The 25,677-nt window shown below is 72.0% G+C and carries 16 protein-coding genes and 3 pseudogenes; 11 read left to right on the forward strand and 8 right to left on the reverse strand.

Features of this window, described 5'->3' with window-relative positions; all coding sequences use genetic code 11:
* Nucleotides 1–67: 67 nt before the first annotated feature.
* Both ACFC02_RS15835 and ACFC02_RS15840 read left to right on the forward strand, forming a co-directional pair.
* Entirely contained in the window at nucleotides 68–1,996 is a 1,929-nt protein-coding gene (locus ACFC02_RS15835; RefSeq protein WP_376356869.1) for a RiPP maturation radical SAM C-methyltransferase, read from the forward strand.
* A 25-nt stretch (nucleotides 1,997–2,021) separates the two neighbouring features.
* On the forward strand, nucleotides 2,022–2,684 hold the full coding sequence (locus tag ACFC02_RS15840) for a DUF5825 family protein (protein ID WP_376356871.1): 663 nt from the start codon (nucleotides 2,022–2,024) through the stop codon (nucleotides 2,682–2,684).
* Nucleotides 2,685–2,906: 222 nt separating this feature from the next.
* Here the strand turns inward: ACFC02_RS15840 and ACFC02_RS15845 are convergent, their stop codons facing one another.
* From ACFC02_RS15845 to ACFC02_RS15855, 3 genes are all read right to left on the reverse strand, one after another.
* Entirely contained in the window at nucleotides 2,907–5,069 is a 2,163-nt protein-coding gene (locus ACFC02_RS15845; RefSeq protein WP_376356873.1) for a hypothetical protein, read from the reverse strand.
* Between the two features lie 108 nt (nucleotides 5,070–5,177).
* Nucleotides 5,178–5,576, reverse strand: coding sequence for a hypothetical protein (locus ACFC02_RS15850; protein ID WP_376356875.1), 399 nt, complete (start codon nucleotides 5,574–5,576; stop codon nucleotides 5,178–5,180).
* A gap of 478 nt (nucleotides 5,577–6,054) precedes the next feature.
* Nucleotides 6,055–7,530 carry a PHB depolymerase family esterase gene (locus ACFC02_RS15855; RefSeq protein ID WP_376356877.1) on the reverse strand — a complete coding sequence of 492 codons (1,476 nt, stop codon included), beginning with the start codon at nucleotides 7,528–7,530 and terminating at the stop codon, nucleotides 6,055–6,057.
* Between the two features lie 461 nt (nucleotides 7,531–7,991).
* Here ACFC02_RS15855 and ACFC02_RS15860 point away from each other — a divergent pair, with 461 nt between their 5' ends.
* The 3 genes from ACFC02_RS15860 to ACFC02_RS15870 all read left to right on the forward strand — a co-directional run bounded on the left by ACFC02_RS15860 (nucleotide 7,992) and on the right by ACFC02_RS15870 (nucleotide 12,481).
* Nucleotides 7,992–8,819, forward strand: a complete 828-nt coding sequence (locus ACFC02_RS15860; protein ID WP_376356879.1) for a 3-hydroxybutyrate dehydrogenase — start codon at nucleotides 7,992–7,994, stop codon at nucleotides 8,817–8,819.
* A gap of 195 nt (nucleotides 8,820–9,014) precedes the next feature.
* Complete coding sequence (locus ACFC02_RS15865; protein WP_376356881.1) at nucleotides 9,015–10,415, forward strand: MFS transporter; 1,401 nt, start codon at nucleotides 9,015–9,017, stop codon at nucleotides 10,413–10,415.
* Between the two features lie 113 nt (nucleotides 10,416–10,528).
* Complete coding sequence (locus tag ACFC02_RS15870; RefSeq protein ID WP_376356882.1) at nucleotides 10,529–12,481, forward strand: helix-turn-helix domain-containing protein; 1,953 nt, start codon at nucleotides 10,529–10,531, stop codon at nucleotides 12,479–12,481.
* A gap of 40 nt (nucleotides 12,482–12,521) precedes the next feature.
* Here ACFC02_RS15870 and ACFC02_RS15875 read toward each other — a convergent pair.
* Together ACFC02_RS15875 and ACFC02_RS15880 are read right to left on the reverse strand one after the other, a co-directional pair.
* Nucleotides 12,522–13,145 (reverse strand): annotated as a pseudogene (locus ACFC02_RS15875) (CoA transferase subunit B); the annotation flags it as partial.
* Between the two features lie 2 nt (nucleotides 13,146–13,147).
* Nucleotides 13,148–13,966 carry a CoA transferase subunit A gene (locus tag ACFC02_RS15880; protein ID WP_376356884.1) on the reverse strand — a complete coding sequence of 273 codons (819 nt, stop codon included), beginning with the start codon at nucleotides 13,964–13,966 and terminating at the stop codon, nucleotides 13,148–13,150.
* Between the two features lie 299 nt (nucleotides 13,967–14,265).
* Here ACFC02_RS15880 and ACFC02_RS15885 point away from each other — a divergent pair, with 299 nt between their 5' ends.
* The 6 genes and pseudogenes from ACFC02_RS15885 (at nucleotide 14,266) to ACFC02_RS15910 (ending at nucleotide 20,103) form a co-directional block, all read left to right on the forward strand.
* Nucleotides 14,266–15,498: a substrate-binding domain-containing protein gene (locus tag ACFC02_RS15885; RefSeq protein ID WP_376356886.1), complete on the forward strand. Its 1,233-nt coding sequence runs from the start codon at nucleotides 14,266–14,268 to the stop codon at nucleotides 15,496–15,498.
* A 4-nt stretch (nucleotides 15,499–15,502) separates the two neighbouring features.
* A pseudogene (locus ACFC02_RS15890) lies at nucleotides 15,503–16,321 on the forward strand (ABC transporter ATP-binding protein).
* The gene (locus ACFC02_RS15895; protein WP_376356888.1) at nucleotides 16,318–17,166 is read left to right on the forward strand and encodes an ABC transporter ATP-binding protein; all 849 of its coding nucleotides are present in this window, start codon (nucleotides 16,318–16,320) and stop codon (nucleotides 17,164–17,166) included. The pseudogene ACFC02_RS15890 and the gene ACFC02_RS15895 overlap by 4 nt, the downstream one beginning before the upstream one ends.
* Complete coding sequence (locus ACFC02_RS15900) at nucleotides 17,166–18,053, forward strand: branched-chain amino acid ABC transporter permease (RefSeq protein ID WP_376356890.1); 888 nt, start codon at nucleotides 17,166–17,168, stop codon at nucleotides 18,051–18,053. The genes ACFC02_RS15895 and ACFC02_RS15900 overlap by 1 nt, the downstream gene beginning before the upstream one ends.
* A complete protein-coding gene (locus tag ACFC02_RS15905) occupies nucleotides 18,050–19,174 on the forward strand; it encodes a branched-chain amino acid ABC transporter permease (protein WP_376356892.1) in 1,125 nt (374 codons plus the stop codon). The genes ACFC02_RS15900 and ACFC02_RS15905 overlap by 4 nt, the downstream gene beginning before the upstream one ends.
* 20 nt (nucleotides 19,175–19,194) lie before the next feature.
* On the forward strand, nucleotides 19,195–20,103 hold the full coding sequence (locus ACFC02_RS15910; protein WP_376356894.1) for an alpha/beta hydrolase: 909 nt from the start codon (nucleotides 19,195–19,197) through the stop codon (nucleotides 20,101–20,103).
* A gap of 229 nt (nucleotides 20,104–20,332) precedes the next feature.
* Here ACFC02_RS15910 and ACFC02_RS15915 read toward each other — a convergent pair.
* From ACFC02_RS15915 to ACFC02_RS15925, 3 genes and pseudogenes are all read right to left on the reverse strand, one after another.
* A pseudogene (locus ACFC02_RS15915) lies at nucleotides 20,333–21,118 on the reverse strand (glycoside hydrolase family 3 C-terminal domain-containing protein); the annotation flags it as partial.
* A gap of 345 nt (nucleotides 21,119–21,463) precedes the next feature.
* Nucleotides 21,464–23,848, reverse strand: a complete 2,385-nt coding sequence (locus ACFC02_RS15920) for a phosphoketolase (protein ID WP_376356896.1) — start codon at nucleotides 23,846–23,848, stop codon at nucleotides 21,464–21,466.
* A gap of 425 nt (nucleotides 23,849–24,273) precedes the next feature.
* Nucleotides 24,274–25,272 (reverse strand): universal stress protein, encoded by a 999-nt coding sequence (locus ACFC02_RS15925; protein WP_376356898.1) that lies wholly within the window; start codon nucleotides 25,270–25,272, stop codon nucleotides 24,274–24,276.
* Nucleotides 25,273–25,677: the final 405 nt, after the last annotated feature.

Raw genomic sequence — 25,677 nt, forward strand, 5'->3', positions numbered from 1 at the left:
CACCCCCGCGGGCGGGCCGGGGGGGCCCCCGGGGGGCCGGCCGGTCCCCCATCCCCGAGGAGCCGACATGCGTGTCCTGCTGGTCAACATGCCCTGGTCGCCCATCGACCTCCCGTCCCTAGCGCTGGGAATCCTCAAACGCAGCGTGGACGAGCGCGTGCCCGGCGCCGAGGCCGAGGTCCTGCACGCCAATCTGGAATTCACCGACTGGATCACCGCGCGCACCGGGTTCACCGGTGACGACTACGAGTACTACGCGCTGTCGTCCTACTTCATGGGCTGCGGCGACTGGGTGTTCTCCTCCGCCCTCTACGACGACCCGGCCTGGCGCGAGGTGGAGTTCACCGCGGTGATGCGCGGCAAGCTCAAGAAGTCGCGCATGGAGATGACCCGGGCGCTGCACCGGGTGGTCCCGGAGTTCGTCGACGAGATCGCGCGGCGGATCGTCGCCCACGCGCCCGACGTCGTCGGGTTCACCTCGACCTTCCAGCAGAACACCGCGGCGCTGGCCTGCGCCCGCCGTCTCAAGCAGCTCGCTCCGCACATCGTCACCGTCATGGGCGGCGCCAACTGCGACGGGGCGCAGGGCGCCGCCGTGCACCGCAACTTCCCCTTCGTCGACCATGTCGTACGGGGCGAGGGCGAGGCCGCGTTCCCGCAGTTGCTCACCGCGCTCGGCGACGGCTCGGACCTCACCGGGGTGCCCGGGCTGTGCCACCGGGGCCCGGACGGGGAGAGCGTCGCCAACCCGATGGCCACCCGCCCGCTGCCGCCCGCCGCGATCCTGCCGCCCGACTACGGCGGCTACTTCGAGCGCCTGGCCGCCTCCGCGGCCCGCAACTGGGTCGAGCCCAAGCTGGTCGTGGAGGGCGCCCGGGGCTGCTGGTGGGGCGAGAAGCACCACTGCACGTTCTGCGGGCTCAACGGCTCGTTCATGGAGTTCCGTTCCAAGAGCCCGGACACGTTCTACGAGGAGATCATCGAACTGGCCCGCCGCCACCGGGTCCTGGACATGTACGTCGTCGACAACATCCTCGACATGGGCTACCTGACGACCGTGCTGCCCCGGATCATCGAGAGCGGGTACGACCTGCGGCTGCACGTCGAGATCAAGGCCAACATGCGCCGCCCGCAGCTGCGCACCCTCGCCGACGCGGGGATGATCTACGTCCAACCCGGCATCGAGTCGCTCAACGACCGGGTCCTGGACCTGATGGACAAGGGTGTCAGCGGCTGCCAGAACGTACGGATGCTGCGCGACGGCGCGGAGACCGGGCTGTCCGTCGCCTGGAACTACCTGCACGGCTTCCCCGGCGAGAGTGCCGCCGACTACGAACCGGTGATCGCGCAGATCCCGGCGCTGGAACACCTCGACCCGCCGGTCGATCTGTCGGCCCGCATCGCCATCGAGCGGTTCAGCCCGTACTTCGAACGGCCCGAACTCGGTTTCACCGGGCTGCGGCCCGAGGAGCACTACCGCTTCACCTACGACCTGCCGGAGGAGGAGCTGTACGACCTCGCGTACGTCTTCGAGGCGCCGGCTCGAGGTATCGGGGAGCGGACCGTGACCGCGCTGAACGACGCGTTGGCCGCCTGGAAGAAGCACCACGCCGACGCCCGGCTCACCCATGAGGACCTGGGTGACCGGATCGTGCTGATCTCGCGGCGCCGCGCCTTCGACTGGCGTACGCGGCAGCTCACCGACCCTTTCGAGCTGGCTGCCTTCCGGCTCCTCGACCAGCCGCACACCCCGGCCGCGTTGGCCCGCAAGGCCGCGCGCAAGGCGCCCGCGGACGCCCGGGACGAGGACGCCGTGCGCCGGCTGCTCGACTCCTGGGTGGCCCTCGGGGTCGTCTTCACCGACGGCGGCCAGTACGTCCACATCGCGCCGGCCGCCGTCAACGAGGACCTGCTGCGGCTGGACTTCATGCGCCACACGTACGCGGCGGAGCCGGTGGCCGCGGGGCCCGTGCCCGCCGAGCCCGTCACCGTATGACCGCGTCCCGAGGAGGAGCACGCCCATGAGCACCACCCTGAGCCCGCCCGCCGTCCTCGCCTGGCGCGACTACGACCCGGACGCCTGCGAGCTGCCCGGCATGTTCCTGGGCGAACTCGCCCTGCCCGGCCCGCCGCAGGACCAGAGCGAACGGCTGTGGCAGCTCGGCGCCCGGCGGGTCCGGCTGCCCCGGGCCGTCGACCTCACGGGCGACCCGGACGCGGGGCGGGCCGCCGAGGAGGTGGCCGCGCTGAGCCTGGTGCGGGACCTGACCGCGCGGGCCGTCCTCGTGGAGTGGGACCTGTGCCTCGCGCCGCAGGCGGCCGACGCCTGGCAGGTGCTCAGCCACCTCCAGCCGCCCCGGCGTATCGAGGGCCCGGCGGGGTCCGTCGAGGCGCTGCGGGCCTGGCGACGGGGCCACTACCTGTGCAAGTGCCTGTGGCGCAAGGGCCCCGGGTTCGTGCAGATCCGCGATCGCCGCTGGGGCGAGCTGCGCCGCTTCACCGCCGACGAACCGGAGTACGAGCACACCATCGAGCGGCTGGCGTACGGGGCACCGGCCGGCTCCGTGGCGACCGCCGTCCTCGACGACTTCCGCGGTGAGCGGCTCGTCCTGGACGTCGGGCCGCTCGCCTGGTGGCTGCCGTACCGGATCAGTCGCTGGCTCCAGGAGTCGATGACCATCTGACGGCCGTCGGCGAGCCGGTGACCTCCCGGGCGGCGCTCCGGGAGGTCACCGGTGTGCACGGACGGCCTGCCGGGTTCGACACGTCGGTCGACGCGTCGGGCCTCCCGCCGCCCATGGAGTCGACGACGTGGCTGACGGTGCCTGCCGTGTTGCCGGTCCCGCCGACGCCGCTGCCGTCGGCGGCACACCGGATCCGCACCTGGTCGCCGATCACATCGTCGCCTATCGCCGTCGCGCCCGTCGCAGCCGCAGCGCCGAGCGCAGCACCACCAGGGCGGCGAGCGCGCCTGCCGCCCCCACGAGCCATGGGGCGACGCCGGTCCCGGAGCCCGGGGCGGACGTCACCACAGCGCCCGGCGCGCCCGGTGCCCGGCCGGGGTCCTTCGTCGGCACGCCGCCACCGCCACTGCCACCGCCACCGCCACCGCCACCGCCGAGCCAGACCTGGCCCTTCCCGGTGTCTGTGGCCGGCGCCTCGATCGACCGGCTCACATCCCGGGTCAGTGAGGGTGACGACGCCTCGAGCTGGGCGTCGGACACGGAGGTGACGGGCACACGGGAGAAGTCGACACCCCCGTAGACGTACGTCCTCGTGTAGAGGGTGTCGCCCTCACGGGTGCGGTGCGTCACCTTGAACTCGCCCTTGGTGTACGAGCGTACGTAAGCGTTGAAGGTGTCGACCGGCTTCCAGTCCTCGTGGGTCGCGTACGCGTCGATGTCGCCCTTGCCGATCAGCCCGGAGTACGTCGTGCGTGTGCGCAGACTGAGACCTCGGTACCATTCGGCGGCCACCCGGCTGAGATACACGCGCCGCAGATCGGCGTACTCGGGGGCGGTGTTCACCGCCTCCACCACCCTGGGCAGGATCAGCCGCCGGAACAGTGCCTCGTTGCGGTCCTGCACGGTCTGGGACTGCCGCGGGCACGAGAGCGCGGACGAGCCGCCGTGCTGCTTCAGGTACTGCGTCTCCATCTGCACGTTCAGCGGCGACTTGAGGATGTAGAGCTCGTCCCCCTTGGTGTACACGGTCGCAGAGGCCGGCACGATCCAGGTGCGGAACGACATGCAGTCCCCGGACAGCGACCGCCAGAACTCCGTCCCGAGAGGCGTGTCCGGATGGATCAGCTTGCCTGTCGTCTTCTTCAACGCCAGGTCCGCCTGGAGCAGCACCCGGCCCGCGTCGGTCCGGCCGAGGCGGGCGTCGACGATGCGGTCGGGCTCGTTCGGGTTGAGGTTGACCCAGAACGTCGAGGGATCCAGCTCCAGCCAGGTGAAGAAGGAGTCGGACGCCTGCGTGGCGTGCCCCAGCCCCGTCAGCGCGGTGCTGCCGCGCGACGTGGCCGACGGCGCCTTGAAGGCGTACCGCAGACCGTCGGCGCCCGGCCCGGGATCCGCGAGGTACCGCAACTCCAGTTGGGAGAAGTCGATCCCGCCGGGCGTCCGTTCCGGCGCCGCCAGCCCCTTCGCCAGACCGCCCGCACGCGGCACCCCGGAGCTGCCGCCGCAGCCGACGGCACGGACCCGGGTGAATGCGGCGTACCGGGCGTGCGTCCGGGTGCCCGCGGGCTCGAAGCCGCTCTGCGCCCCGCCCTCGGGGCAGTCGCCCGGCGCGGTGAAGACGGAGCCGGCGGCCGCTTCGAGCCCGTCGGCGCCGGTGTTCAGCTCCCCGCTGTCGAAGCCGGAACCGGGCCGGATCACGCGGACGTTCGGGTTGTCCTTGAAGCGCTCCGCCACCGCACTGGCCTGTTCGTCGGTGGCCGCCGTGAACACCACGTTGCCGGTCTGGCTCTTGCGTCCGCCCGGCAGTTTGCCGGTGATGGTCGTGCCGATCGAGGAGAGGTCCTCGGTGGTGGTGCCGGTGCGGGTCGTGGTGGTCGCGTCGACCGAGTCGACGCTGACGAGCCGCCCGCCGCTCCAGGTGACCTTGATCATGTCCGAGGTGGTCCCGGTGACGCCCTTGCCGACGCTCCCCTTCTCCTCCAGGCGGTTCGTCTCGTCCTGGAAGAGGTATTCGGAACCGGTCTTCGTCGTGGCGTCGTAGGCCAGTCCTTGCTGGGCGAGCCGGCGGTTCATGAAGGCCAGGGCCGCGTCCGCGTCGGGCGTGTCACCGCGGGAACCGAGGACGTGCGGAACGCCATTGGCGTCGATGTACGTCGTGCGGCCGTTGATGGTGCGCACCGTCAGCGGCGGCCCCCACTTCGTGTACGGGGGTGTGCTCGGGCTGCCGGGACCGGCCGCTGTCACCGCCGGGCCCGCCGGTGCGAGCCCGGCTGCGGTGCCGGACGGCGCCCCGGCCAGGGCGACCAGTACCGTGAGCAGCGCCGCGAGCCGGCGCGTCCAGGACCGTAACCGCCCCCCGTGCAGGTCGGCGTCGTTTTTCCGCATGGGCGAACGCACCCCCGTTCCGCCTACGTCGTCCCGCTCGACGGTAGACCCGCGACCGCCGTCGGTACAGGTGCTCGACAGCCACCGGACGGGCGGGCGCGGTGCCCGTCAGTCCCGGTCGGTCCGGCTCAGCCTGCCGGTGACGCTGACCTCGGGGCTCAGATGACGGGCGGTGCGCGGAAGGGGCACCTCGGTGAGCCGGCCGTCGTAGATCATCCACAGCCCGAAGCAGTCGTCCTCCTCGTCGTGGACCAGCACCTGCACGGAGCGGGGGTCGGGCCAGGGCAGCGCCTCCAGATGGGCCAGCAGGCCCCGCCAGTTGTGCCGGGTGAACTGGATGACCCACAGGTAGCACTCGGCCGATCCTGTGCCCGCGCCGGCGAAGACGGAGTCGTCGACACGGGTGAAGCACTGATGCCACTCCCGGCCGGCGTCCGGGCGGGTCAACGGCTCCATGACATCCTCGGCGTCCCGCGCCAGAACGATGACCTCTGCGAATCTGCTCATGTCCCCAGTCTGCGGTGTGCCGCGCCCCTCGATGGCCGAAAGCCATCGCTCAGAAGATCCTCGGACGACTGCGGAGAGGGCGTCGGCGTCCGTGTCGGTTTCGGTGTCGGTGTCGGCGGGACGAAGCCAGAGCGGTATGGACATGTGCAGGTGCTGCACGGAAGTTCGAACAGGTCGGCCGGTGGCCGAGAGGTGGGGGCAGGAGAATGACAGGGATCAGTCGACGGGGGCTGAGGTTTCTCTTACACACCGAACGTGACCTTCCGGCCCGGCACCACACCACAGCGCTGAGTCCGTTCTCACCGCATCCGCGGATGGATGCCGGCCTCATGCGCGTCCGGCTTGCTCTCGACGGTCGCTGCCCGTCACCGTGCTTCGGTGGCGGGCAGCGGCCTCGTACGCAGACGTAGTCGGTGAAGTTCCCCAGGGGGCCTGTCCGGTCGCAGGACCTGCGAGCGACCGGCGACCGGCTTCGGGTTCAGCAGCCGGAGTCGGCGAGGACGAAGTATCCAGGCGCGGTTTCCTTCAAGGCGTGCGTGACGAGCAAGGTGTACAGGCCCATGTTCTGGTTCGAGCCGTTGGCGTACACGTAGCCGAGGCTCTGGTGGGCGCGGCCGGCCTTGACCTGGTTGTAGTTGTTGTCGGTGTAGCACGCGGGGGTGGGGGTGGTGCCGCTGGTCGTCGCGGTGACCGGGGCGGATGCGGTGCCGATCGCTCCGGTGGAGTCGACGGCGGCCACGGTGTAGCTGTAGGACGTGCCCGCGGACAGACCGGTGTCGGCGAAGGAGGTTCCGGTCGGGGAGGCGACCTTGGTTCCGTTGCGGTAGACGTTGTAGGAGGCAGCACCGCTGACGGCGTTCCAGGACAGTGACGCGCCCGTGTCGGTGGTCGAGGTGACCTTCACCCCCTGGGGAGCCGGCAGAGAGCCGTTGCCCCCTGAGTTGCCGTCGGGGCTGTCCAGGCCCCAGAACTTCGCGGTGTGGTAGCTGGAGCAGATGGTGTCGAGGTAGTAGGTGCCGGTGGTGCCGCACTGGTCGGCGCCGGAGCCGGGGTCGACGGCGAGGCCGTGGGTCATGCCGGAGACCGAGAAGAGGGTGACGGCGGGTTTGCCAGTGGTGTCGTCGTAGGTGGTCTCGGTGGTGTTGCCGGCCAGGGTCTGGGTGGTGGACGGAGTCTGGCCGATGCCCCAGACGTCGGTCCACTGGTCGCGCAGTTCGGTGCCGTTGACGGGGGCGACGGTGGTGTCGGAGGAGCCCTGCCAGATCGCGACGCGCGGCCACGGTCCGGTGTGGCCGGAATAGGAGTTGCGGACCTTGTCGCCCCACTGCTTCGGGGTCAGGTTCTGGTTGCCGTACTGGCAGCCGGAGGCGGCGGCCTGGGTGGTGGCGCACTGTGCGGGAAGCCCGGAGTCCACGGCGCCGCCGGCGAACACGTCCGGGTAGTCCGCGAGCAGATCGGCGGTCATGCCGCCGCCTGCGGACAGGCCGGTGACGAAGACGCGCCCGCGGTCGGAGCCGTACTGCGCCACGGCGGTGTCGACCATCTGCCTGATCGAGGCGGCCTCGCCCTTGCCCCGTGTGTCCTTGGCCGAGTCGAACCAGCTGAAGCAGGACAGGCTGTTGTTGGCCGAGGTGGTCTGCGGGTAGACCACGGCGAAGCCCCACTGGTCGGCGAACTTCTGCCAGCCGCTGTGAGAGTGGTAGTCGCTCGCTGACTGGGTACAGCCGTGCAGGGCGACGACCAGCGGCGCGCCGGCCCGCAGGCCGGCCGGCGCGTACTCGTACATGGTCAGGTTGCCGGGGTTCGAACCGAAGTCGGTGACCTGCTGGAGGGTGCCGGCGGCCGCGGCAGGGGGGGCAAGCGGGGTGAGGAGGGTGAGGCCGGATGCGATGGTGCCGAGCGCAGCGGCCAGCGCGGCGCGCACGAGCTTTCGGCGCAGGGTGGGGAAGCGCATGGGGCAACTCCATAGGAACGTGGAGAGGGGGGAGTCGGGGGCGGTGCACACGGTGCCGGTGCCGCGCCGCGGCACGGCGTGCGGGCGACCGGGCCCGTCCTTCGCCTGCCGGAGCGGTGCGCTGATGCCCGGGCAGACTGAGATGGCGGCTTGCTGACAGCGGACCGTACGACCGGCCGGCCGACCCGCGACATGTGAGGGTTCCCCAGCAAAGGAACGGCGGGTGTGGCGCGTATGCACATGGCGGCCGCGCTGCTGCTGTGGCAGTGGGAACGGCCCGTCGGCCCCCATGACAGCCTGCCCGTTTCAGGTGATTGAGGCGGTCGCTGTCCTTCGTAGCCACCGGGACCCACCGGACCCCGGACCCGCCGAAGCATGGCGTTGAGAGCCATGCCGAGTCTGTGAAATATGTCAGCGACCCACATGTCTCGGCAATGCGTTCCTCCTTACGGTGGTCCCTCATGGAAAGCAGCAGGAGCTTCGCCGAGAGTTCACACCAGTGCGCCGAGCCCGTCGCCGACACCGCGTCCGGGCTGGTCAGCACCCCATTCCTCGTCGGCCGCAAGGTCTTGGTCACGGGCGCGGCCAGTGGGATCGGCCGCGCCTGCGCCGAGGGTTTCGCCTCGGCCGGTGCGGAGGTCTACGTCGTGGACCGGGCCGAGGCTGCCGCGAAAGAGGTGGCGGAGGTGATCGGCGGCACTGCGGTGGTGGTCGACCTCTCCGCCCCCGATGCCGTGGAGACGCTGCCGGACGACGCCGACATCGTGGTCAACAATGCCGGTCTGCAGCATGTGGCTCCGGTTCACGAATTCCCGCCCGAGCGATTCGCGCTGATTCAGCGGGTGATGGTGGAGGCGCCGTTCCGTATCCTGCGTCGCACCCTGCCGCACATGTATGCGCGGGGGTGGGGGCGGGTGGTCAACATCTCCTCGGTCCACGGCCTGCGGGCGAGTGCGTACAAGTCGGCGTACGTCACGGCGAAGCACGCGCTGGAGGGGCTGAGCAAAGTGGTGGCGCTGGAGGGCGCCGCGCACGGTGTGACCAGCAACTGCATCAATCCCGGTTATGTGCGCACCCCGCTGGTGGAGGACCAGATCGCCGACCAGGCGGCAGCTCACGGCCTATCGCCGGCGGACGTGATGAACCAGGTGTTCCTGGAACGCACCGCGATCAAACGGCTGATCGATCCGGCCGAGGTGGCCGCGGCCGCTCTGTGGCTCTGTACCGAGCACAGCGGATACATCACGGGCACCTCCCTCCCCCTGGACGGTGGCTGGACAGCGCACTGACGGGCCTCACCGGCGCCGCCACTCGGGCGCTCGCACTCCGATCCGACTCCGGTGGGCGGGTCACCAGGACAGCACCGGTCCTGCGATCCGTCACCATGCCGCACCCCTGCACGGTCTGCTCGACCCGAGTCGACCGATCCGCTCCTCCCCTCACGCCGAAACTCACTCCGCCACTCACTTCGAAACGGTGACATGATGTCCAGCGCTCACAACGTCGTGAACGGATCAGGGGCTCCCCGGACACCGGGTGGCCTGCCCAAGATCGTCGTGGCCAGTCTCATCGGGACCACCATCGAGTGGTACGACTACTTCCTCTACGGTTCCGCCGCCGCCCTGGTCTTCGGGCGGGTGTTCTTTCCCGACTCCGACCCGCTGACCGGCACCCTGCTCTCCTTCCTCACCTACGCCATCGGCTTCGCCGCGCGGCCGATCGGTGCCGTGGTCTTCGGGCACTACGGTGACCGCCTCGGCCGCAAGAAGCTGCTGGTGATCAGTCTGCTGATGATGGGTGGCTCCACCGCCCTGATCGGCTGCGTCCCCGGCTACGACACCATCGGCATCGCCGCTCCCCTGCTGCTCACCACACTGCGGCTCGTGCAGGGTTTCGCGCTCGGCGGCGAGTGGGGCGGGGCCGTCCTGCTGGTGTCCGAGCACGGCGACTCCCGCAGGCGGGGGTTCTGGGCGTCGTGGCCGCAGGGCGGCGCGCCCGCCGGCAACCTGGTCGCCGTCGGCGTCCTCTCCCTGATGACCGGGACGCTCAGCGACGACGCGTTCGACTCCTGGGGCTGGCGCGTGCCGTTCCTGCTCTCCGCCGTGCTGGTCATGATCGGCCTGTGGATCCGGCTGTCCGTCGACGAGTCGCCGCTGTTCAAGGAGGCCCTGGCCAAGGCCGAGCGGCGCAAGGCCCGGCAGCAGGCCGAACAGCTGCCCTTCGTCGAGGTCATGCGCGACCACTGGCGCGACGTCCTGGTCGCGATGGGTGCCCGGATGGCCGAGAACATCTCGTACTACGTGATCACCGCCTTCGTCCTCACCTACTGCGTGGAACACCTCGGGCTCGGCAAGCAGACGGCGCTGAACGCGGTGCTGATCGGCTCGGCCGTGCAGTTCTGTCTGATCCCGCTGTTCGGCGCCCTGTCCGACAAGGTCGGCCGCAAGCCGGTCTACCTGGTGGGCGCGGTCGGTGTCGGCCTGTGGTCCTGGGCCTTCTTCGGCCTGCTGGACACCAAGTCCTTCCCCGCGCTCGTCCTCGCCGTCACCGTCGGCCTCGTCTTCCACAGCGCCATGTACGCCCCTCAGGCCGCGTTCTTCTCCGAGCTGTTCGCCACCCGCATGCGGTACACCGGCGCCTCCATCGGCGCCCAGCTCTCCTCGGTGGCGGCCGGCGCCCCGGCCCCGCTGATCGCGACCGCGCTGCTCGGCTCCTACGGCACCTCCACCCCGATCTCGGTGTACGTCGGCCTGGCCGCACTGATCACCGTCATCGCCGTGATCGCCTCCCGCGAGACCCGCGGCAGCGACCTGGCCGCCGTCGAACCGGACGGAACCACCCCCGCGCGGGCCGCCGCAGAACGGCACGACTTTCCCTCCGCGTGACTTCCCGAGGCCGGATGCCTGTCCGGGCGATGCGTCCCGCCCGTCGGGTACCAGGACGCCCTCCGCTGCCTCCCCCCTCCCCCGACCCGCCCTCTTCCGACTACGGTCCGCCCATGCCCGACAAGACCACGTCCACAGCATCGCTCCTGCGCCGCCTGCTCGACCTCCTCGCCTCCGACGCGCCTGCCGAGGACATCGGCGCCGTCGCCGCCGAGGCGCGGCGTGGGGGCGCCGGCCCCCGGGACATCGCCGAGGTCGAACAGGCCGTCGCCACGGCGCTGCGTGTCCGCGGCACCCTGCGCCAGCACCGGCGCCGTGAGGCGGAACTGGCCGCCCTCTTCGACACTGCCGGGGACCTGGCGGCGCTGCGCGACCTCGACGCCGTACTGCGCTCCATCGTCCGCCGCGCCAGGATGCTGCTCGGCACCGACACCGCTTACCTCACCCTGTCCGACGAGGCAGCCGGGGACACCTACATGCGGGTCACCGACGGCTCGGTGTCCGAGCTGTTCCAGAACCTGCGGCTCCAGCTCGGGGAGGGGCTCGGCGGCCTGGTCGCGCAGACCGCGCGCCCATATGCCTCCCCGGACTACCGCACCGACGAGCGCTTCCACCACACCGGCAGCATTGACGCCGGTGTCCTGGACGAGGGTCTGGTCGCCATCCTGGGCGTGCCGCTGCTCCTGGGGTCCGGCAGCGGCGGCAAGGTCATCGGCGCGCTCTTCGCCGCCGACCGCGCTCCCCGGACGTTCTCGCCCGAGGAGGTCGCCCTGCTGTGCTCGCTGGCCGACCACGCCGCCATCGCCATCGACACCGCCAAGGCGATGGCCGACGCCCGGGCCGCGCTGGCCGAACTGGCCGAGGCCAACGCCGTGATCCGGGAGCACTCCGCCGCCATGCAGCGCGCCCAGGAGTCCCACGACCGGCTCACCGACCTCGTCCTGCGGGGCGGCGACGTACCGGAGGTGGCCGCAGCCGTCGCCGGTCTCCTCGAAGGGGAGGTGACCGTCCACGACAGCGCGGGACGGCCGCTCACCTCGATCGTCCGTGACAGCGGCCGGGGCCCGAATCCCACAGGTCAGGGGAGCATCACCGGCGCCGACGCCGACGCGCTCGTGGCCGCTGCCGAGGAGTCGCGCGCCGCCGCCCACGCGGTGTTCCGAGGCGGGCGCTGGGTTTGCGCCGTACTGGCCGGGCAGGACCTGCTGGGCAGCCTGGTGCTGCACGGGCGGCCGGACCTCGACGGCCCCGACCGGCGGCTCTTCGAGCGCAGCAGTGTCGTCACCGCACTGCTGCTCCTGCTACGACGCTCGGTGGCCGAGACCGAGAACCGGGTCCGCGGTGACCTGATGACCGATCTGCTCACCGCTCCCGACCGGGACCCCGTCGGCCTCGTGGACCGCGGCCGCCGTCTGGGCATCGACCTGAACCGGCCCCATCTCCTGCTGGTCGCCCAGGCCGACGCCGCCGTCCGGGAGCGGCTCGCGGCCGCTGCCGTGCAATACCTGTTCGGCAGCGGCAGTGCCGGCGCTGAACACGCCGGCGCCTCCGTGTTGCTGCTGCCCTACGACGCCGGACCGGGCCAGGCCGCCCGCGCCGCCGCCGGGCAGCTCACCCAGCTGGTCGGCGCTCCGGTGACGGTGGCCGGCGCCGGGCCCGCCGCCGGGCCTGGGGCGATCGCGGACGCGTACACCGAAGCCGTGCGCTGTCTGCGCGCGCTGCGGGTGCTCGGCCGCCATGGCACCGGTGCGTGCGCCTCAGAACTCGGCTTCCTCGGCGTTCTGCTGGGGAAGGACCACGACGTCGACAGTTTCGTCAACGCCACTCTGGGACCGCTGTTGGAGTACGACGCCCGGCGCGGCACCCAACTGGTCGGCACCCTGAACGCCTACTTCGGCTGCGGCGGAAGCCTGACCCGGGCGAAGGAGGAACTGCACGTGCACGTCAATACCGTGGTGCAGCGACTGGACCGTATCCAGGCGCTGCTGGGACCGGACTGGAGCAGCCCCGAGCAGGCCCTGGAACTCCAGCTCGCTCTGCGGCTGCACCTGCTGCAGGGTGCCTGACAGGCCGCGTGGTGGCGGCAGCACCCTCAAAGTCCTGGGTCAGGAGAGGTGCGCTGGTGGCGGCGATGGCCTCTTCCGCCGTGACGCCGGGAGCGGTCTCGACCAGCCGCAACCCCTGCGGCGTGACGTCGATGACGGCCAGGTCGGTGATGATCCGGTGGACGACGCGGCGGCCCGTGGCGGGCAGCGTCAGCTCATCGACGATCTTCGGCGACCCGTCCTTCGCGGTGTGTTCCATGACCACGATCAGTCGGCGGGCGCCGTGGACCAGGTCCATCGCCCCGCCCATCCCCTTGACCATCTTCCCCGGGATCATCCAGTTGGCCAGGTCACCCCGGGCCGACACCTGCATGCCACCGAGCACGGACACGTCGATCCGGCCGGCCCGGATCATGCCGAAGGAGAACGCCGAATCGAAGTAGGACGTGCCCGCGACGGTGGTCACCGTCTCCTTCCCGGCGTTGATCAGATCGGGGTGCTCCTCCCCCTCGTACGGGTAGGGGCCCACGCCCAGGATGCCGTTCTCCGAGTGCAGCACCACGTGCACGCCCTCGGGCAGGTGGCCGGGGATGAGCGTGGGCAGGCCGATGCCCAGGTTGACGTACTGGCCCTCGCGCAGTTCCCGCGCGGCACGGGCGGCGAGCTGTTCCCGGTCGAGCGGCATCGTCAGTTCTCCTCGGGGGCGGCGGTGGCGGTCGTACTCGTACGGGTGCGAGCGGGGCCGGTCCGCTCCGGGCGGGGGCGTGCGGTGCGGCGTTCTATACGTTTCCCCGAAGACGCGTCGACGGCTACCACCCGGTCCACGTACACGCCCGGGAGATGGACGGTGTCCGGCGGCAACTCGCCTGCCTCGACGATCCGTTCGGCCTCGACCACGGTGATCCGGCCGGCCATCGCGCACAGGGGGTTGAAGTTGCGCGCCGCCGCGTGGAAGACGCAGTTGCCGTGCCGGTCGGCGACCTCGGCCCGGATCAGCCCGAAGTCGGCGGTGATGGCCTCCTCCAGGAGATGGCGGCGGTCGCCGAACTCCCGTACCTCCTTGGGGGGCGAGGCCACCGCGATGCTGCCGTCGGGAGCGTAGCGCCAGGGCAGGCCGCCCGTCTCGACCTGGGTGCCCACACCGGCCGGTGTGTAGAACGCCGGGATGCCCGCGCCGCCGGCCCGCAGCCGCTCGGCGAGTGTGCCCTGCGGCGTGAGCTCCACCTCGAGCTCGCCGGCGAGGTACCGGCGGGCGAACTCCTTGTTCTCTCCCACGTAGGAGGAGGTCATCCGGGCGATCCGGCCGGCTCTCAGCAGCAGGCCCAGCCCCCAGTCGTCCACCCCGCAGTTGTTGGACACCACCCGCAGACCGGACGTACCGGCCTCGGCGAGCGCGCCGATCAGAGTCGACGGGATGCCGCACAGGCCGAAGCCGCCCACAGCGAGCACCGCGCCGTCGGGGACGTCCGCCACCGCCTGCGCGGCCGAGTCCACCACCTTGTCCATGCTGTTTCCTTCCCCGCAGGGGATTTGTTGCGTTGGCCGGCCGGGCCACCGCCGGGTTGCCGACGGCGGCCGGTGGCCTTCACCTTCGCGGCACTCGCCGTCCCCGGCCATGTGTGCCATCGCCATGTCTGCACCTCCAGGAGCGGTGGTCGGCACCATGCCGTGGGGTGCGCTCCGCTTCTATCGTTCCGGCCATCCACCCACTGCGATCCCACCGCCGCGGGCTGCGGGAGGCCGTCTCGTCAAAGGAGACGGCGCCTGTCGGCGGCGTGCGGGGCCCGTCCCAGGAGCCGGTCACCATGCGTTCCAGAGCCACGGAAACCCTCAGAAACAGATCCGTACCGATCCTCACCCTGCTCGCCGCGGGCGCCCTGGTCGCGGGCTGCTCCTCGGCCGGCACCGCCGGCACCGCGTCCGCCGGCGACAAGGCCTCGGATCCGGTCAAGGTCGGCCTGGTCTACTCCCGCAGCGGGCTGCTCGCCGCCTACGGAAAGCAGTACGAGGAGGGCTTCAAGGCGGGCCTGGCCTACGCCACCCACGGGACGAACAAGGCCGGCGGTCACCCGGTCGAGGTCACCGAGCAGGACGACGCGGGCGACCCGGCCAAGGCCGTGGCCGCCGCCAAGACCCTCGTCGGCAAGGGCTACAGGATCATCGCCGGGACCACCGACTCCGGCGTGGCCCTTCAGATGGCGCCGCTGGCCGCGCAGAACAAGGTGCTCTACGTCAGCGGCCCCGCCGCCACCGACGCGGTCACCGGCGTCAACACCTACACCTTCCGTTCCGGCCGGCAGTCCTACCAGGACACCCTGACCGCGGGCTCGCTGCTCGGCGACGCGAAGGGCAAGAAGGTCACCGTGCTCGCCCAGAACTCCGCGTTCGGGCAGGCCAACGTGGCCGCGGTGAAGGCCGTCCTCGGTGCCGAGGGCGCGAAGGTCGGCTCGGTGCTGGCCCCGCCCAGCGCCACCGACCTCACGCCGTTCGCCCGTCAGGCCAAGGCGGGCAAGCCGGATCTGGTGTTCGTCGCCTGGGCGGGCGCCACCGCCCCCGCGCTGTGGACCGCGCTGGACCAGCAGGGTGTGCTGGACGCCGGCAAGGTGGTCACCGGTCTCGCGGGCACCGCCTCGTACCCGGTCTTCGGCGCGGCGGGCGCCAAGGTGTCCTTCCTGGCCCACTACTTCCCGGGCGCCGGCGGCGGCAACCCGGTGGAGAAGGCGATGCTCGACGGCATCACCAAGGGCGGCGGCACCCCCGACCTCTTCAGCCCCGACGGCTTCACCGCAGCCCAGATGATCGTGCACGCCATCGAGTCCGGCAGCGCAACCGACACCACCGCCATGGTCAAGGCGCTGGAGGGCTGGAACTTCGACGGCCCGAAGGGCAAGGAGCAGATCCGCGCCGCCGACCACGCCCTGCTGCAGCCCATGTTCACGGCCAGGCTGAAGGGCACCGGCGCCGCCGCCGAGCCCCAGCTGGTCACCGGCGTCCCCGCGGCGGCGGTCGCGCCGCCGGTGAAGAAGTCGGCGGGCTGAGCCGATGACCTCCCCGAACGCGGCGCCGCCGAGCGCCGACGGGGCCCCGGCCGCAGGTGGGGCCCCCGCCTCCCCGGCACCCGCGCCCGTGCTCGCCCTGCGCGACGTCGGCTGGACGGTCGGCGGCGCCACCATCGTCGACGCCGTCACCTTCGACGTCCGCCAAGGCGAGTTCCTCGCCTTCATCGGCCCCAACGGCGCCGGAAAGTCCTCCCTGTTCAACCTGATCAGCGGCATCAACCCGGCCACCCGCGGCACGGTCGAGCTGGACGGCGCCGACATCACCGCCGAGGCCGCCTACGCCCGGGCCAGACGCGGCCTCGGCCGCACCTTCCAGACCTCCAGCCTGTGGCCGGGCATGACGGTCGCCGACCATGTGCGACTGGCCGCGCAGGCGGCCGGCGGTGGCTCGTACCGGGTGTGGCGGCGCGCCGACACCTAAGCCGAGCAGGTCACCCGGGTGCTGGCGCGCACCGAGCTGACCCACCGTGCCGACACCTGCGCCGACTCCCTCTCGCACGGCGAGAAGCGCAAGCTGGAACTGGCGGTGCTGCTCGTCGGCGAGCCCCGGCTGATGCTGCTGGACGAGCCGATGGCCGGGGTGAGCGCCGAGGAGGTACCGGCGCTGACCGAGCTGATCCGCTCGTTGCACCGCGAGGAGGGCCGCACCGTCCTCATGGTCGAACACCACATGGACGTCCTGCTCGGCCTGGCCGACCGCCTCGCCGTGATGCACCACGGCACGCTGCTGGCCCTGGACACGCCCAAGGCCGTGATGGCCGACCCGACCGTGCAGCAGGCCTACCTCGGGGAGGCCCTGTGACCGCCCCCGCACCGCCCTCCGGGAAAGCCGCGCCGCCCCTGCTCACCGTACGGGACCTGCGCGTCGTCATCGGCGGCCGGCACATCCTGCACGGCGTCGACCTGGAGGTGGCCGCCACCGGCACCACCGCCCTGCTCGGCCGCAACGGCGCCGGCAAGACCACCACCGTGCGCGGGATCCTCGGCCTCCTCCCGCGCACCGGCAGCGTCCGGCTGGGCGGCGAGGAGACGGTACGCCTGGCCACCCACGCCCTGGTCCGCCGGGGTGTGGGTTACGCGCCCGAGGACAGGGGCGTGTTCGCCGCGCTCACCGTCGCCGAGAACCTGCGCCTGGCCGAACGGCCCGGCGCGGGCGAACCGGCGTACGGCCTCGTCCACGAACTCTTCCCGGAGCTGAAGCAACGCGCCCGGCAGGCGGCCGGCACCCTCTCCGGCGGCCAGCAGCAGATGGTCGCCATCGCCCGCACCCTGCTCAACGGCAACCGTCTGATCATCGCCGACGAACCCGCCAAGGGACTCGCGCCCAAGGTCGTCACCGAGGTCACCCACGTGCTGGAACGCGCCGCCGAGGCCGTGCCCGTGCTCCTGGTGGAGCAGAACCTCGCCATGGTGCGCCGCCTCGCCCGGCACTGCGCCGTCCTCGCCGACGGCCGCACCGCCCACCGCGGCCCCGCGGCCGAACTCCTCGCGGACCCGGACGCGACCCGCCGCCTCCTCGGCGTCGGCCACGGCGGGCACGGGAGCCGCGCGGGCCTGGGGGACCCGGACGCCCGCATCCCGTCCCCCGCCGCACCAGCACACACCGCGGCGCACCCCGCCGCCCGGACCGCGGAGGCGGACGCCTGATGTCCACCGTCGTTCTGCTCACCCTCACCGGACTCGGCCTGGGCGCGCTGTACTTCCTTGTCGCCTCGGGCCTCTCGCTCATCTTCGGGCTGATGGACGTGCTCAACTTCGCCCACGGCGCGCTGATGTCCGTCGGCGCCTACGGCACCTGGTGGGCCGCGTCCGGCCACCTGCCCGGCGCCGGCCCCGGCGGCGCGGGTTTCGTCCTCGCGGTCGCCTTCGGCACCGCCGTCGGCACGCTCGCCGCCGTCCTGCTCGAACTCACCGTCATCCGTCCCCTCTACACCCGCCCCCGCGAGCAGATCCTCGCCACCGTCGGGGTGGGCCTGGCCGTCCCCGCGCTGCTGTCCGCGACCTGGGGTGCCGACGCCCGCCCCTTCCCCGGCCCCGAGGCGCTGAGCGGCACCTTCCGGCTGCTGGGCGCCGACGTGCCGCTCAACCGGATGGTGCTGATCGCCGCCGCCCTCGTGGTCCTCGTCGCGCTCAAGCTGTTCCTCGGCCGCACCCGGCACGGACTGGTCGTCCGCGCGGGCGTCGAGGACCGCGCCATGGTCACGGCGCTCGGCATCGACGTACGCAAGGCCTTCACGCTGGTCTTCGCCATCGGCGGCGCAGCGGCGGCCCTCGGCGGCGCGATCGGCGGCCTCTACTTCGGCTCGGTCGACCCCGCACAGGGCACCTCACTGCTCATCTTCGCCTTCGTGGTCGTCGTCATGGGCGGCATGGGCTCGCTCACCGGCGCCGCGCTCGCCTCCGTCGCCGTCGGCCTCATCCAGCAGTTCGCCAACTACTACGCCACCGCCGGGCTCGGCGACCTCGCCGTCGTCGTCCTGCTCGCCGCCCTGCTGCTCGTCCGGCCGCGAGGGCTCACCGGGAGACTCGCATGACCACCGCCACCCAGCCGCGCGGCGAAACCCGCACGGCCGACCACCCCTTCGGCCCGCACACCGGACCGCTGCGCCGCGCCGCCCGCTGGTGGCCGGCCCTGCTGCTGGTGGTCCTGTTCACCGCCCCCTACAGCGCACTGCCGCTGCCCGGCCTCCTCGACGGCCCGATCGGCAGCCCCGGCAACCTCCAACTGCTCGCCCTGTGCCTGGTCTTCGGCGCCCTGGCCACCGGCTACGACCTGCTGCTGGGCCGCACCGGCCTGCTCTCCTTCGGCCACGCCCTCTACTTCGCCGCCGGCACCTACGTCACCAACACCGTCATGCTGCAAGCGGGCCTGCCCTTCGCCGTCGCCGCGCTGCTCGGCCTGCTCGCCGGGGTGGCGCTTTCCGCCCTGCTGGGCGCGGTCAGCCTGCGGGTGAGCGGCATCGGGTTCTCCATGGTGACGCTCGCCTTCGCCCAGGCCGGCTCGATCCTCGTGCAACGCGACCCGGGCGGTGTCACCGGCGGCGAGGAGGGCCGCGCCGCCCCCGCCGAACGACTGCCCGCCGCACTTGTCGGCATCGACCACACCGCCGGCCTGTACTGGACCGCGCTGGCCTACCTCGTCGTCGTACTGGCCGTCGTGCACTGGGCGGTCCGCTCACCCACCGGCCGCGTCTGGGAGGGCATCAAGGAGAACGAGCGCCGGGTGGAGGTGCTGGGCCTTCGCCCCTACGGCTTCAAACTGACCGCGTTCGTCCTGGCCGGGACACTGGCCGCGCTCGGCGGCATCGTCTACCTGCTGCTGACCGGCGGCGCCACCCCGCAGACCACCACCTCCGACTTCACCCTGTCCCTGCTGGTGATGGTGGTGCTCGGCGGATCCGGCACCCGCTGGGGCCCCATGGCCGGCGGCATCCTCTACACCTGGGCCGACCACCGGCTCGGTGACCTCGCGGGCTCCGGCGCCGTCGCCGGTCTGCCGGCCGTGCTGCGGGTGCCGCTGTCCCAACCGCTGTTCCTGCTCGGCGCGCTGTTCGTGGCGGTGATATACCTGCTGCCCGGTGGCATGGCCCGCCTCCCGGCGCGCCTGCGCGCCGCCCGCACCCCGATATCGCGCAAGGAGGCGACCGCCCCGTGAGCCGCACGAGGAACGATGACGTGTCGAGGCGTCAGGCCGCTGACGAGGCCTCGCCCGAGGAGCTGCGGGTACCGGTGCCCGGCGGTGAACTGGCCGTGCTGCGCTGGCCGGCCGCCTCCCCCGGCGCGCCGGTCGTGCTGGCGCTGCACGGCATCACCGCCAACGGTCTGAGCTGGTCCCGGGTCGCCCACCAGCTGGCCGGCCGGGTCACCCTGGTCGCGCCCGACCTGCGCGGCCGGGGCGGCAGCGGCGCGCTTCCCGGGCCGTACGGCATCGCCTCGCACGCCGACGACATGGCCGCCGTGGTGGACACGCTCGGCCTGGGCCGGGTGGTGCTGACCGGCCACTCCATGGGTGCCTTCACCGCGGCCCTGACCGCCGTACGCCACCCCGACCTGCTGTCCGGGCTGCTCCTGGTCGACGGCGGGGTGGGTTTCCCGGCGCCGACCGGCCTGGACCCCGACGAACTGATCACCGCGGTCATCGGCCCGGCCATGCGGCGCCTGTCGACGACCTTCCCGGACCGGGACGCCTACCGCGCGTTCTGGCAGGGTCACCCGGCCTTCGCCGAGGCGTGGTCGCCGTGGGTGGACGCGTACATCCAGCGCGATCTGGTCGGCGAGGAGCCGGAACTGCGCTCCTCGTGCCGGATCGAGGCCGTACGGGTCGACGGCATCGACCAGCTCGGCGGGCAGGTGCTCGGCGCCGTCCACCGGCTCCCCCTCCCCGCCGTGCTGCTGTGGGCCGAACGCGGCCTGATGGACGAGCCGCAGGGCCTGTACGACGAACAGCGCCTCGCCGCCGCCGGCCTCGACCCGCGCCGGGTCCGGCCGGAACGCGTACCCGGCGTCAACCACTACACGATCCTCGTGGGCGACTCGGGCGCACGGCTGGTGGCGCGCCACCTGCTGGCGGCAGCGGGCGTGTGAGGGACGCAGGGTTCCAGCCGGCCGGCACCGACGACTGGACGCGGTGGTGCCCGGGCGAGCCGGAGATCCTTCGGCACGGCCCAGGAGGCTCTTGACCGCGAGGGGCAGGGACGAGGCCCCCGGCGCTCTGAGAAGCGTTCGCAGCTACGCCCCCCCTCTCCGGGCAGCCCACGAGCTCCGGGCCGGGGGTCAGGTTCCGGGCCGGGGCTCGTGGGGGTCTCGCGTGGGTTCAGACCTCGATCGTCACGGTGATGCGGCGGTCGGCGATCGAGGAGCCGACCTGGATGTCGCACGCCCCCTTCACGAAGGCCCACGAGTCGGCCGCCTCGTCCCAGATCTCGAACGCGCGGCGGGGAATGTCGATGACGGCCTCCACGGTCTCCCCCGGTCCCGCCTCCACCGCCGCGAAGCCGGCGAGCCACCGCTGGGGGCGGCCGGCGTCATGCTCCACCGGGGACAGACAGATCTGCACGACCTCCCGGCCGGGGCGGTCGCCGCTGTTGTGGACGCGGACCTTGGCGACGTCGCCGTGCACCACGACGGACTCGCACGTCCAGTGGGTGTAGCCGAGACCGTGCCCGAAGGGGTGGGAGGGGGTGCGGCCGGACTTGTCCCAGGCGCGGTAGCCGATGAACACGTCCTCTTCATAGGCCAGTTCACCGTCGACCAATGTCACCTGGGTGACCGGGGTCTCGATGAGGGGACCCCAGGTGGCGGGAAGGCGGCCGCCGGGCTCGTGTGCGCCGGTGAGGACATCGGCGAGGGCGGCGGCGCCCTCCTGACCGGGGAACCAGCCGAGCGGCACGGCGGCGACCTCGTCACGCCAGGGCAACTCCACCGGGGAGCCGGCGTTCACGAACACCACCGTCTTCGGGTTGGCGGCGGCGACCGCACGGACCAGGTCGTCCTGACGGCCGGGCAGGCTCAGGTCGGTTCGGTCGAACCCCTCACGGAGGAGCAATGCGGCGCAGAGATCGAACAGGTCGCCTCCCACGGCCTCGACGAGGGCATCATCGAGGGTGACGAGGTGATTTTCCCGGCTGGCTACGAAGTGCTTCCCCGGGCCCTCGCCGGCGGGCCTCGACGTGCGTCCGGGAGCGACCGTGACCGCCATCACCAGGTCCGACCGGGCCGCAGTGGACGCTTTGCCCTCTTGTCGCGGTACCGGTGCGGGGACACTCCCGGCCGGGCACACGCCGCTGCCCGGCAGATCACACTGAAAGGTGCTGCAAGGAGGAAGCCGTCGCGTTCGGTGCGTCTGCGACCGCGGACGTTGCTGCAGGAGAGGGCGGTGAAGGCGAGGAAGCGCAATCCTCTCCTCGCCTTCACCGCCGCTCCCGGTGTGCCCCGTCAGGTCCGGTCAGGTGTCCCAAGTCCACTCCGTGACCTCCGGCAGGTCGACGCCGTGCTCGCGGATCCAGGCGTGGTGGCGCAGCCGTGCGTCCTGCATGCGCTGGCGTACGGCGGCGGCACGCACGGCGAGACCGGGGACGCGGTCGATGACGTCCATGACGAGGCGGTAGCGGTCCAGGTCGTTGCCGACCACCATGTCGAACGGGGTGGTGGTGGTGCCGACCTCCTTGTAGCCGCGCACGTGCAGGTGCCGGTGGCCGGTGCGGCGGTAGGCCAGGCGGTGGATCAGCCAGGGGTAGCCGTGGTAGGCGAAGATCACCGGCTTGTCCGCGGTGAACAGGCCGTCGTACTCGAAGTCGCTCATGCCGTGCGGGTGTTCCTCGCTGGGCAGCAGCCGGGCGATGTCCACGACGTTGACCACGCGCACGGCAAGCTCGGGCAGGTGGTGGCGGAGCAACTGTGCTGCGGCCAGCACCTCTTGGGTGGGTACGTCACCCGCGCAGGCCAGAACGACGTCGGGTTCCCGGGTGCCGTCCTCGGTGCCTGCCCAGTCCCAGACCCCGGCTCCGCGGGCGCAGTGCACCTTGGCCTGGTCCATGGGCAGCCAGTCGAAGCAGGGCTGCTTGCCGGCGACGATCACGTTGACGTAGTCGCGGCTGCGCAGGGCGTGGTCGGCCACCGACAGCAGGGTGTTGGCGTCCGGCGGGAAGTAGACCCGTACCGCCTCCGGACTCTTGTTGAGGATGTGGTCGACGAAGCCCGGGTCCTGGTGGGAGAAACCGTTGTGGTCCTGACGCCACACGTGTGAGGTCAGCAGGTAGTTGAGGGAGGCGATGGGAGCGCGCCAGGGCAGGCGGCGGGTGGTGCGCAGCCACTTGATGTGCTGGTTGACCATCGAGTCGACGATGTGCACGAACGCCTCGTAGCAGGAGAACAGTCCGTGTCGGCCGGTGAGCAGATAGCCCTCCAGCCAGCCCTGGCAGGTGTGTTCGGACAGGATCTCCATGACCCGGCCGTGCCGGTCGAGGTGTTCGTCCACGTCCAGCGTCCGTGCCTGCCATGCTTTGCCGCTGGCCTCGTAGACGGCCTGGAGGCGGTTGGAGGCCGTCTCGTCGGGACCGACGAGACGGAAGTCGCGGCGGTCGGCGGTCGCGGCCATGACGTCCTGGAGCAGGTCAGCGAGGACGCGGGTGGGTTCGTGCACCGTCGCGCCGGGCTTGTCGACCTGGACGGCATGTTTCTCCAGCGGCGGCAGGGGCAGCTCGCGCAGGAGCAGTCCGCCGTTCGCGTTCGGAGTGGCTCCGAGTCGCCGGGCGCCTGCCGGGTTGCAGGCGATCACGTCCGCGCGGGGCCTGCCGTGCTCGTCGAACAGTTCCTGCGGGCGGTACGAGCGCAGCCACTCCTCCAGCTGCCGCAGATGATCAGGGTCGTCCCGCACGGCGGCCAGCGGGACCTGGTGGGAGCGCCAGGTGCCCTCCACGGGCAGGCCGTCGACCTCGGCGGGCCCGGTCCAGCCCTTGGGGGTGCACAGGACGATCATCGGCCAGCGGGGCCGCTCGGTGGCGCCCTCCTCGCGGGCGGCGCGCTGGATGGCGGTGATCCGGTCGGCGGCGGTGTCCAGTGCGGCGGCCAGGGCCTGGTGGACGGCGACGGGTTCATCGCCGGTGACGTGGATGGGGTCGTGGCCGTAGCCCCTGAGGAGGTCGTCGAGCTCGGCCTCGGGCAGCCGGGCGAGCACCGTGGGGTTGGCGATCTTGTAGCCGTTGAGGTGGAGGATCGGCAGCACCGCTCCGTCACCGACCGGGTCGAGGAACTTGTTCGAGTGCCAGGAAGCGGCCAGCGGCCCGGTCTCCGCCTCCCCGTCGCCGATCACGCACACCACCAGCAGTCCGGGGTTGTCGAGGGCGGCGCCATAGGCGTGCGAGAGGGAGTAGCCCAGTTCGCCGCCCTCGTGGATCGAGCCCGGTGTCTCGGGTGCGACGTGGCTGGGCACTCCGCCGGGAAAGGAGAACTGCCGGAACAGCCGCGCCATGCCGTCCGCGTCCCGGGTGACATCCGGATACGTCTGCGTGTACGTGCCCTCCAGCCAGGAGTTGGCCAGCACGGCGGGTCCGCCGTGTCCGGGACCCCAGATGCACAACGCGTCCAGGTCCCGCCGGCGGATGAGGCGGTTGAGGTGGGTGTGGACGAGGTTGAGGCCGGGTGAGGTGCCCCAGTGGCCGAGCAGCCGCGGTTTGAGGTGCTCCGGGCGCAGCGGTTCGGCCAGCAGCGGGTTGGCCAGGAGGTAGATCTGGCCGACGGAGAGGTAGTTCGCGGCACGCCAGTGGGCGTCCAGTGACCTCAGCTCGTCCTCCGCCAGAGGGGGGTGCGCCTGCCGCGTGTCGACGGACATCGGGGTTCCTTTCCGTGTCGGTGCAGAGGCCGGGCGGGTCGCGGGTTCCGGTCCGTGTGTCCCATCCTCCGCCGATCGGTCGGGTGCCCGCACGGGCCGATCGTGTCCACAGGGCCGATCGGCCGAAGGCAGCGGTGGCTCGCCTCGGCGCCGGTGCCACGGTGGTGCCGATGACACGGTCCCTTCGATCCGGTGCCGGTGGCACGCAGGCCTCGCTTCGGCGCGGAGGGCGAGGGAGGCGCGGCGCCCGGGGGTGACGACACCGTGGCCGGCTCCGGCAGCAGCGCGACGACGCCCCCCCGTCCTGGCGTCCTGTGATTCGTTGCGTCGCGTCCCGTCTTTCGGCAAGGGCGGTGGCCGCCCTGAGAACCCTGGAGTTCCATCGAGTCGGTGGTGTCGGCGTGGCGTGGCAATGATCGTCCGCGTCAGCCGCCCCGGGCACCGTGACGTTCCCTCTTCATCGAAGCGGGTCCGTGCCCGTCATCGGCGACCACGACCGGCACCACAGCGACCGGGCAGGGCGAGTGGTGCAGGACGGTGTGGGCGACCCGGCCGAGCTGGAGCCCGAAGTGCCCCGCACGACGGCAGGCTCCGACGACCAGCAGGTCGGCCTCGCACGCCGCGTCCAGAAGCACGCGCCGGGCCGGCCCCTCCACCAGGCGGCGCTGCACCTTCACGTCCGCAGGGATGTCCAGCAGCGCCGCCTCCAGAGCTTCGGCGGCCTGTTGCTCGTACCCATGCTGTGGCTCGTACCCGTGCGCGGAGACCCTGGTGATCAGAGCGTGGTCGATCGTCTCGTGCGCAGGGCGCCGCCAGGCCCGGACCGCCTCCAGCACGGCCCCGCGCCGCCCGGCCTCGTCCGCGGCGAATTCCACCGCCGCGGAAGCGGCCGCGCCCCCGACGCCGACGACGACGCGGCCGTGCACCGGAACGCGAGCCTGTTCGTCATGACTGCCACGGACCACGATCACAGGGCAGTCGGCGTGCGCTGCCACCCACAAGCTGACCGATCCGAGAAGGATGTCAGGGACATTCCCCCGCCCCCGGCTGCCCACGACCAGGGCCGAGGCGTTCTCGCTCTCGCTCACAAGTGCGTACTCCGGTGATTCGGGGAGGGTTGCCGTGCTGATCGACAGGTCGGCCTGACGATGGCGGGCGCGGCGCGCGGCAGCCCGGACGATCAGTTCGACGAGTTCCTCGGCGTCCGGGCTGCTCGGCTCTCCCGCGAGCTGAGCGCCCTCGTAGCGCTCCCACAGGGGGGCGTACACCAGGCGCAGCGGCAACCTGCGCAGGACGGCCTCGTCGGCCGCCCAGTCGACGGCCCGCAGGCTGGGTGCGGAGCCGTCCACACCGACGACCAGTGGCAGGACCGTCGTCCTTGCCGCCCCGTCGTCCGGGTCGCCCCCCGCCAGTGATGCGTTCATGACGTGGGCACCTCGGATCGGACGGGGAGCCGGCGTTCAGCAGTGTGCGACGACCGCGACGGGGACGGGTGCGTGGTGCAACTCGGCCTGGGCGGTACACCGCCCTGTGCGGGTGCCGAACAGCCTGCGCCTGCGGTGCGCGACGACCGGTCGGGCCGTCCACGAGGGACGACCGGCAGAAGCCGGGCGGCGCAGGCGCAGCGCACGTCCTCGGCCGCCTCGACGTCCGGGCCGGACTTCTGCCGGTAAGGGCGCGACATGCCGGTCACCGCGGCGGGCTCCCCCGCCACCGACGCCTCGCGCAGTTCGGCGTCCTCGAACCGGGGGCGTCCGAAGCAGGGGGGCGGGTACCAGCCGCACCATGTGCCGCGATGTGGTGCGGCGCATGAGTGCGAAGGCGAACCG

It is taken from the genome of Streptomyces sp. NPDC056160, from assembly GCF_042268205.1.
In the GTDB taxonomy this organism is placed as follows: Bacteria; Actinomycetota; Actinomycetes; order Streptomycetales; family Streptomycetaceae; genus Streptomyces.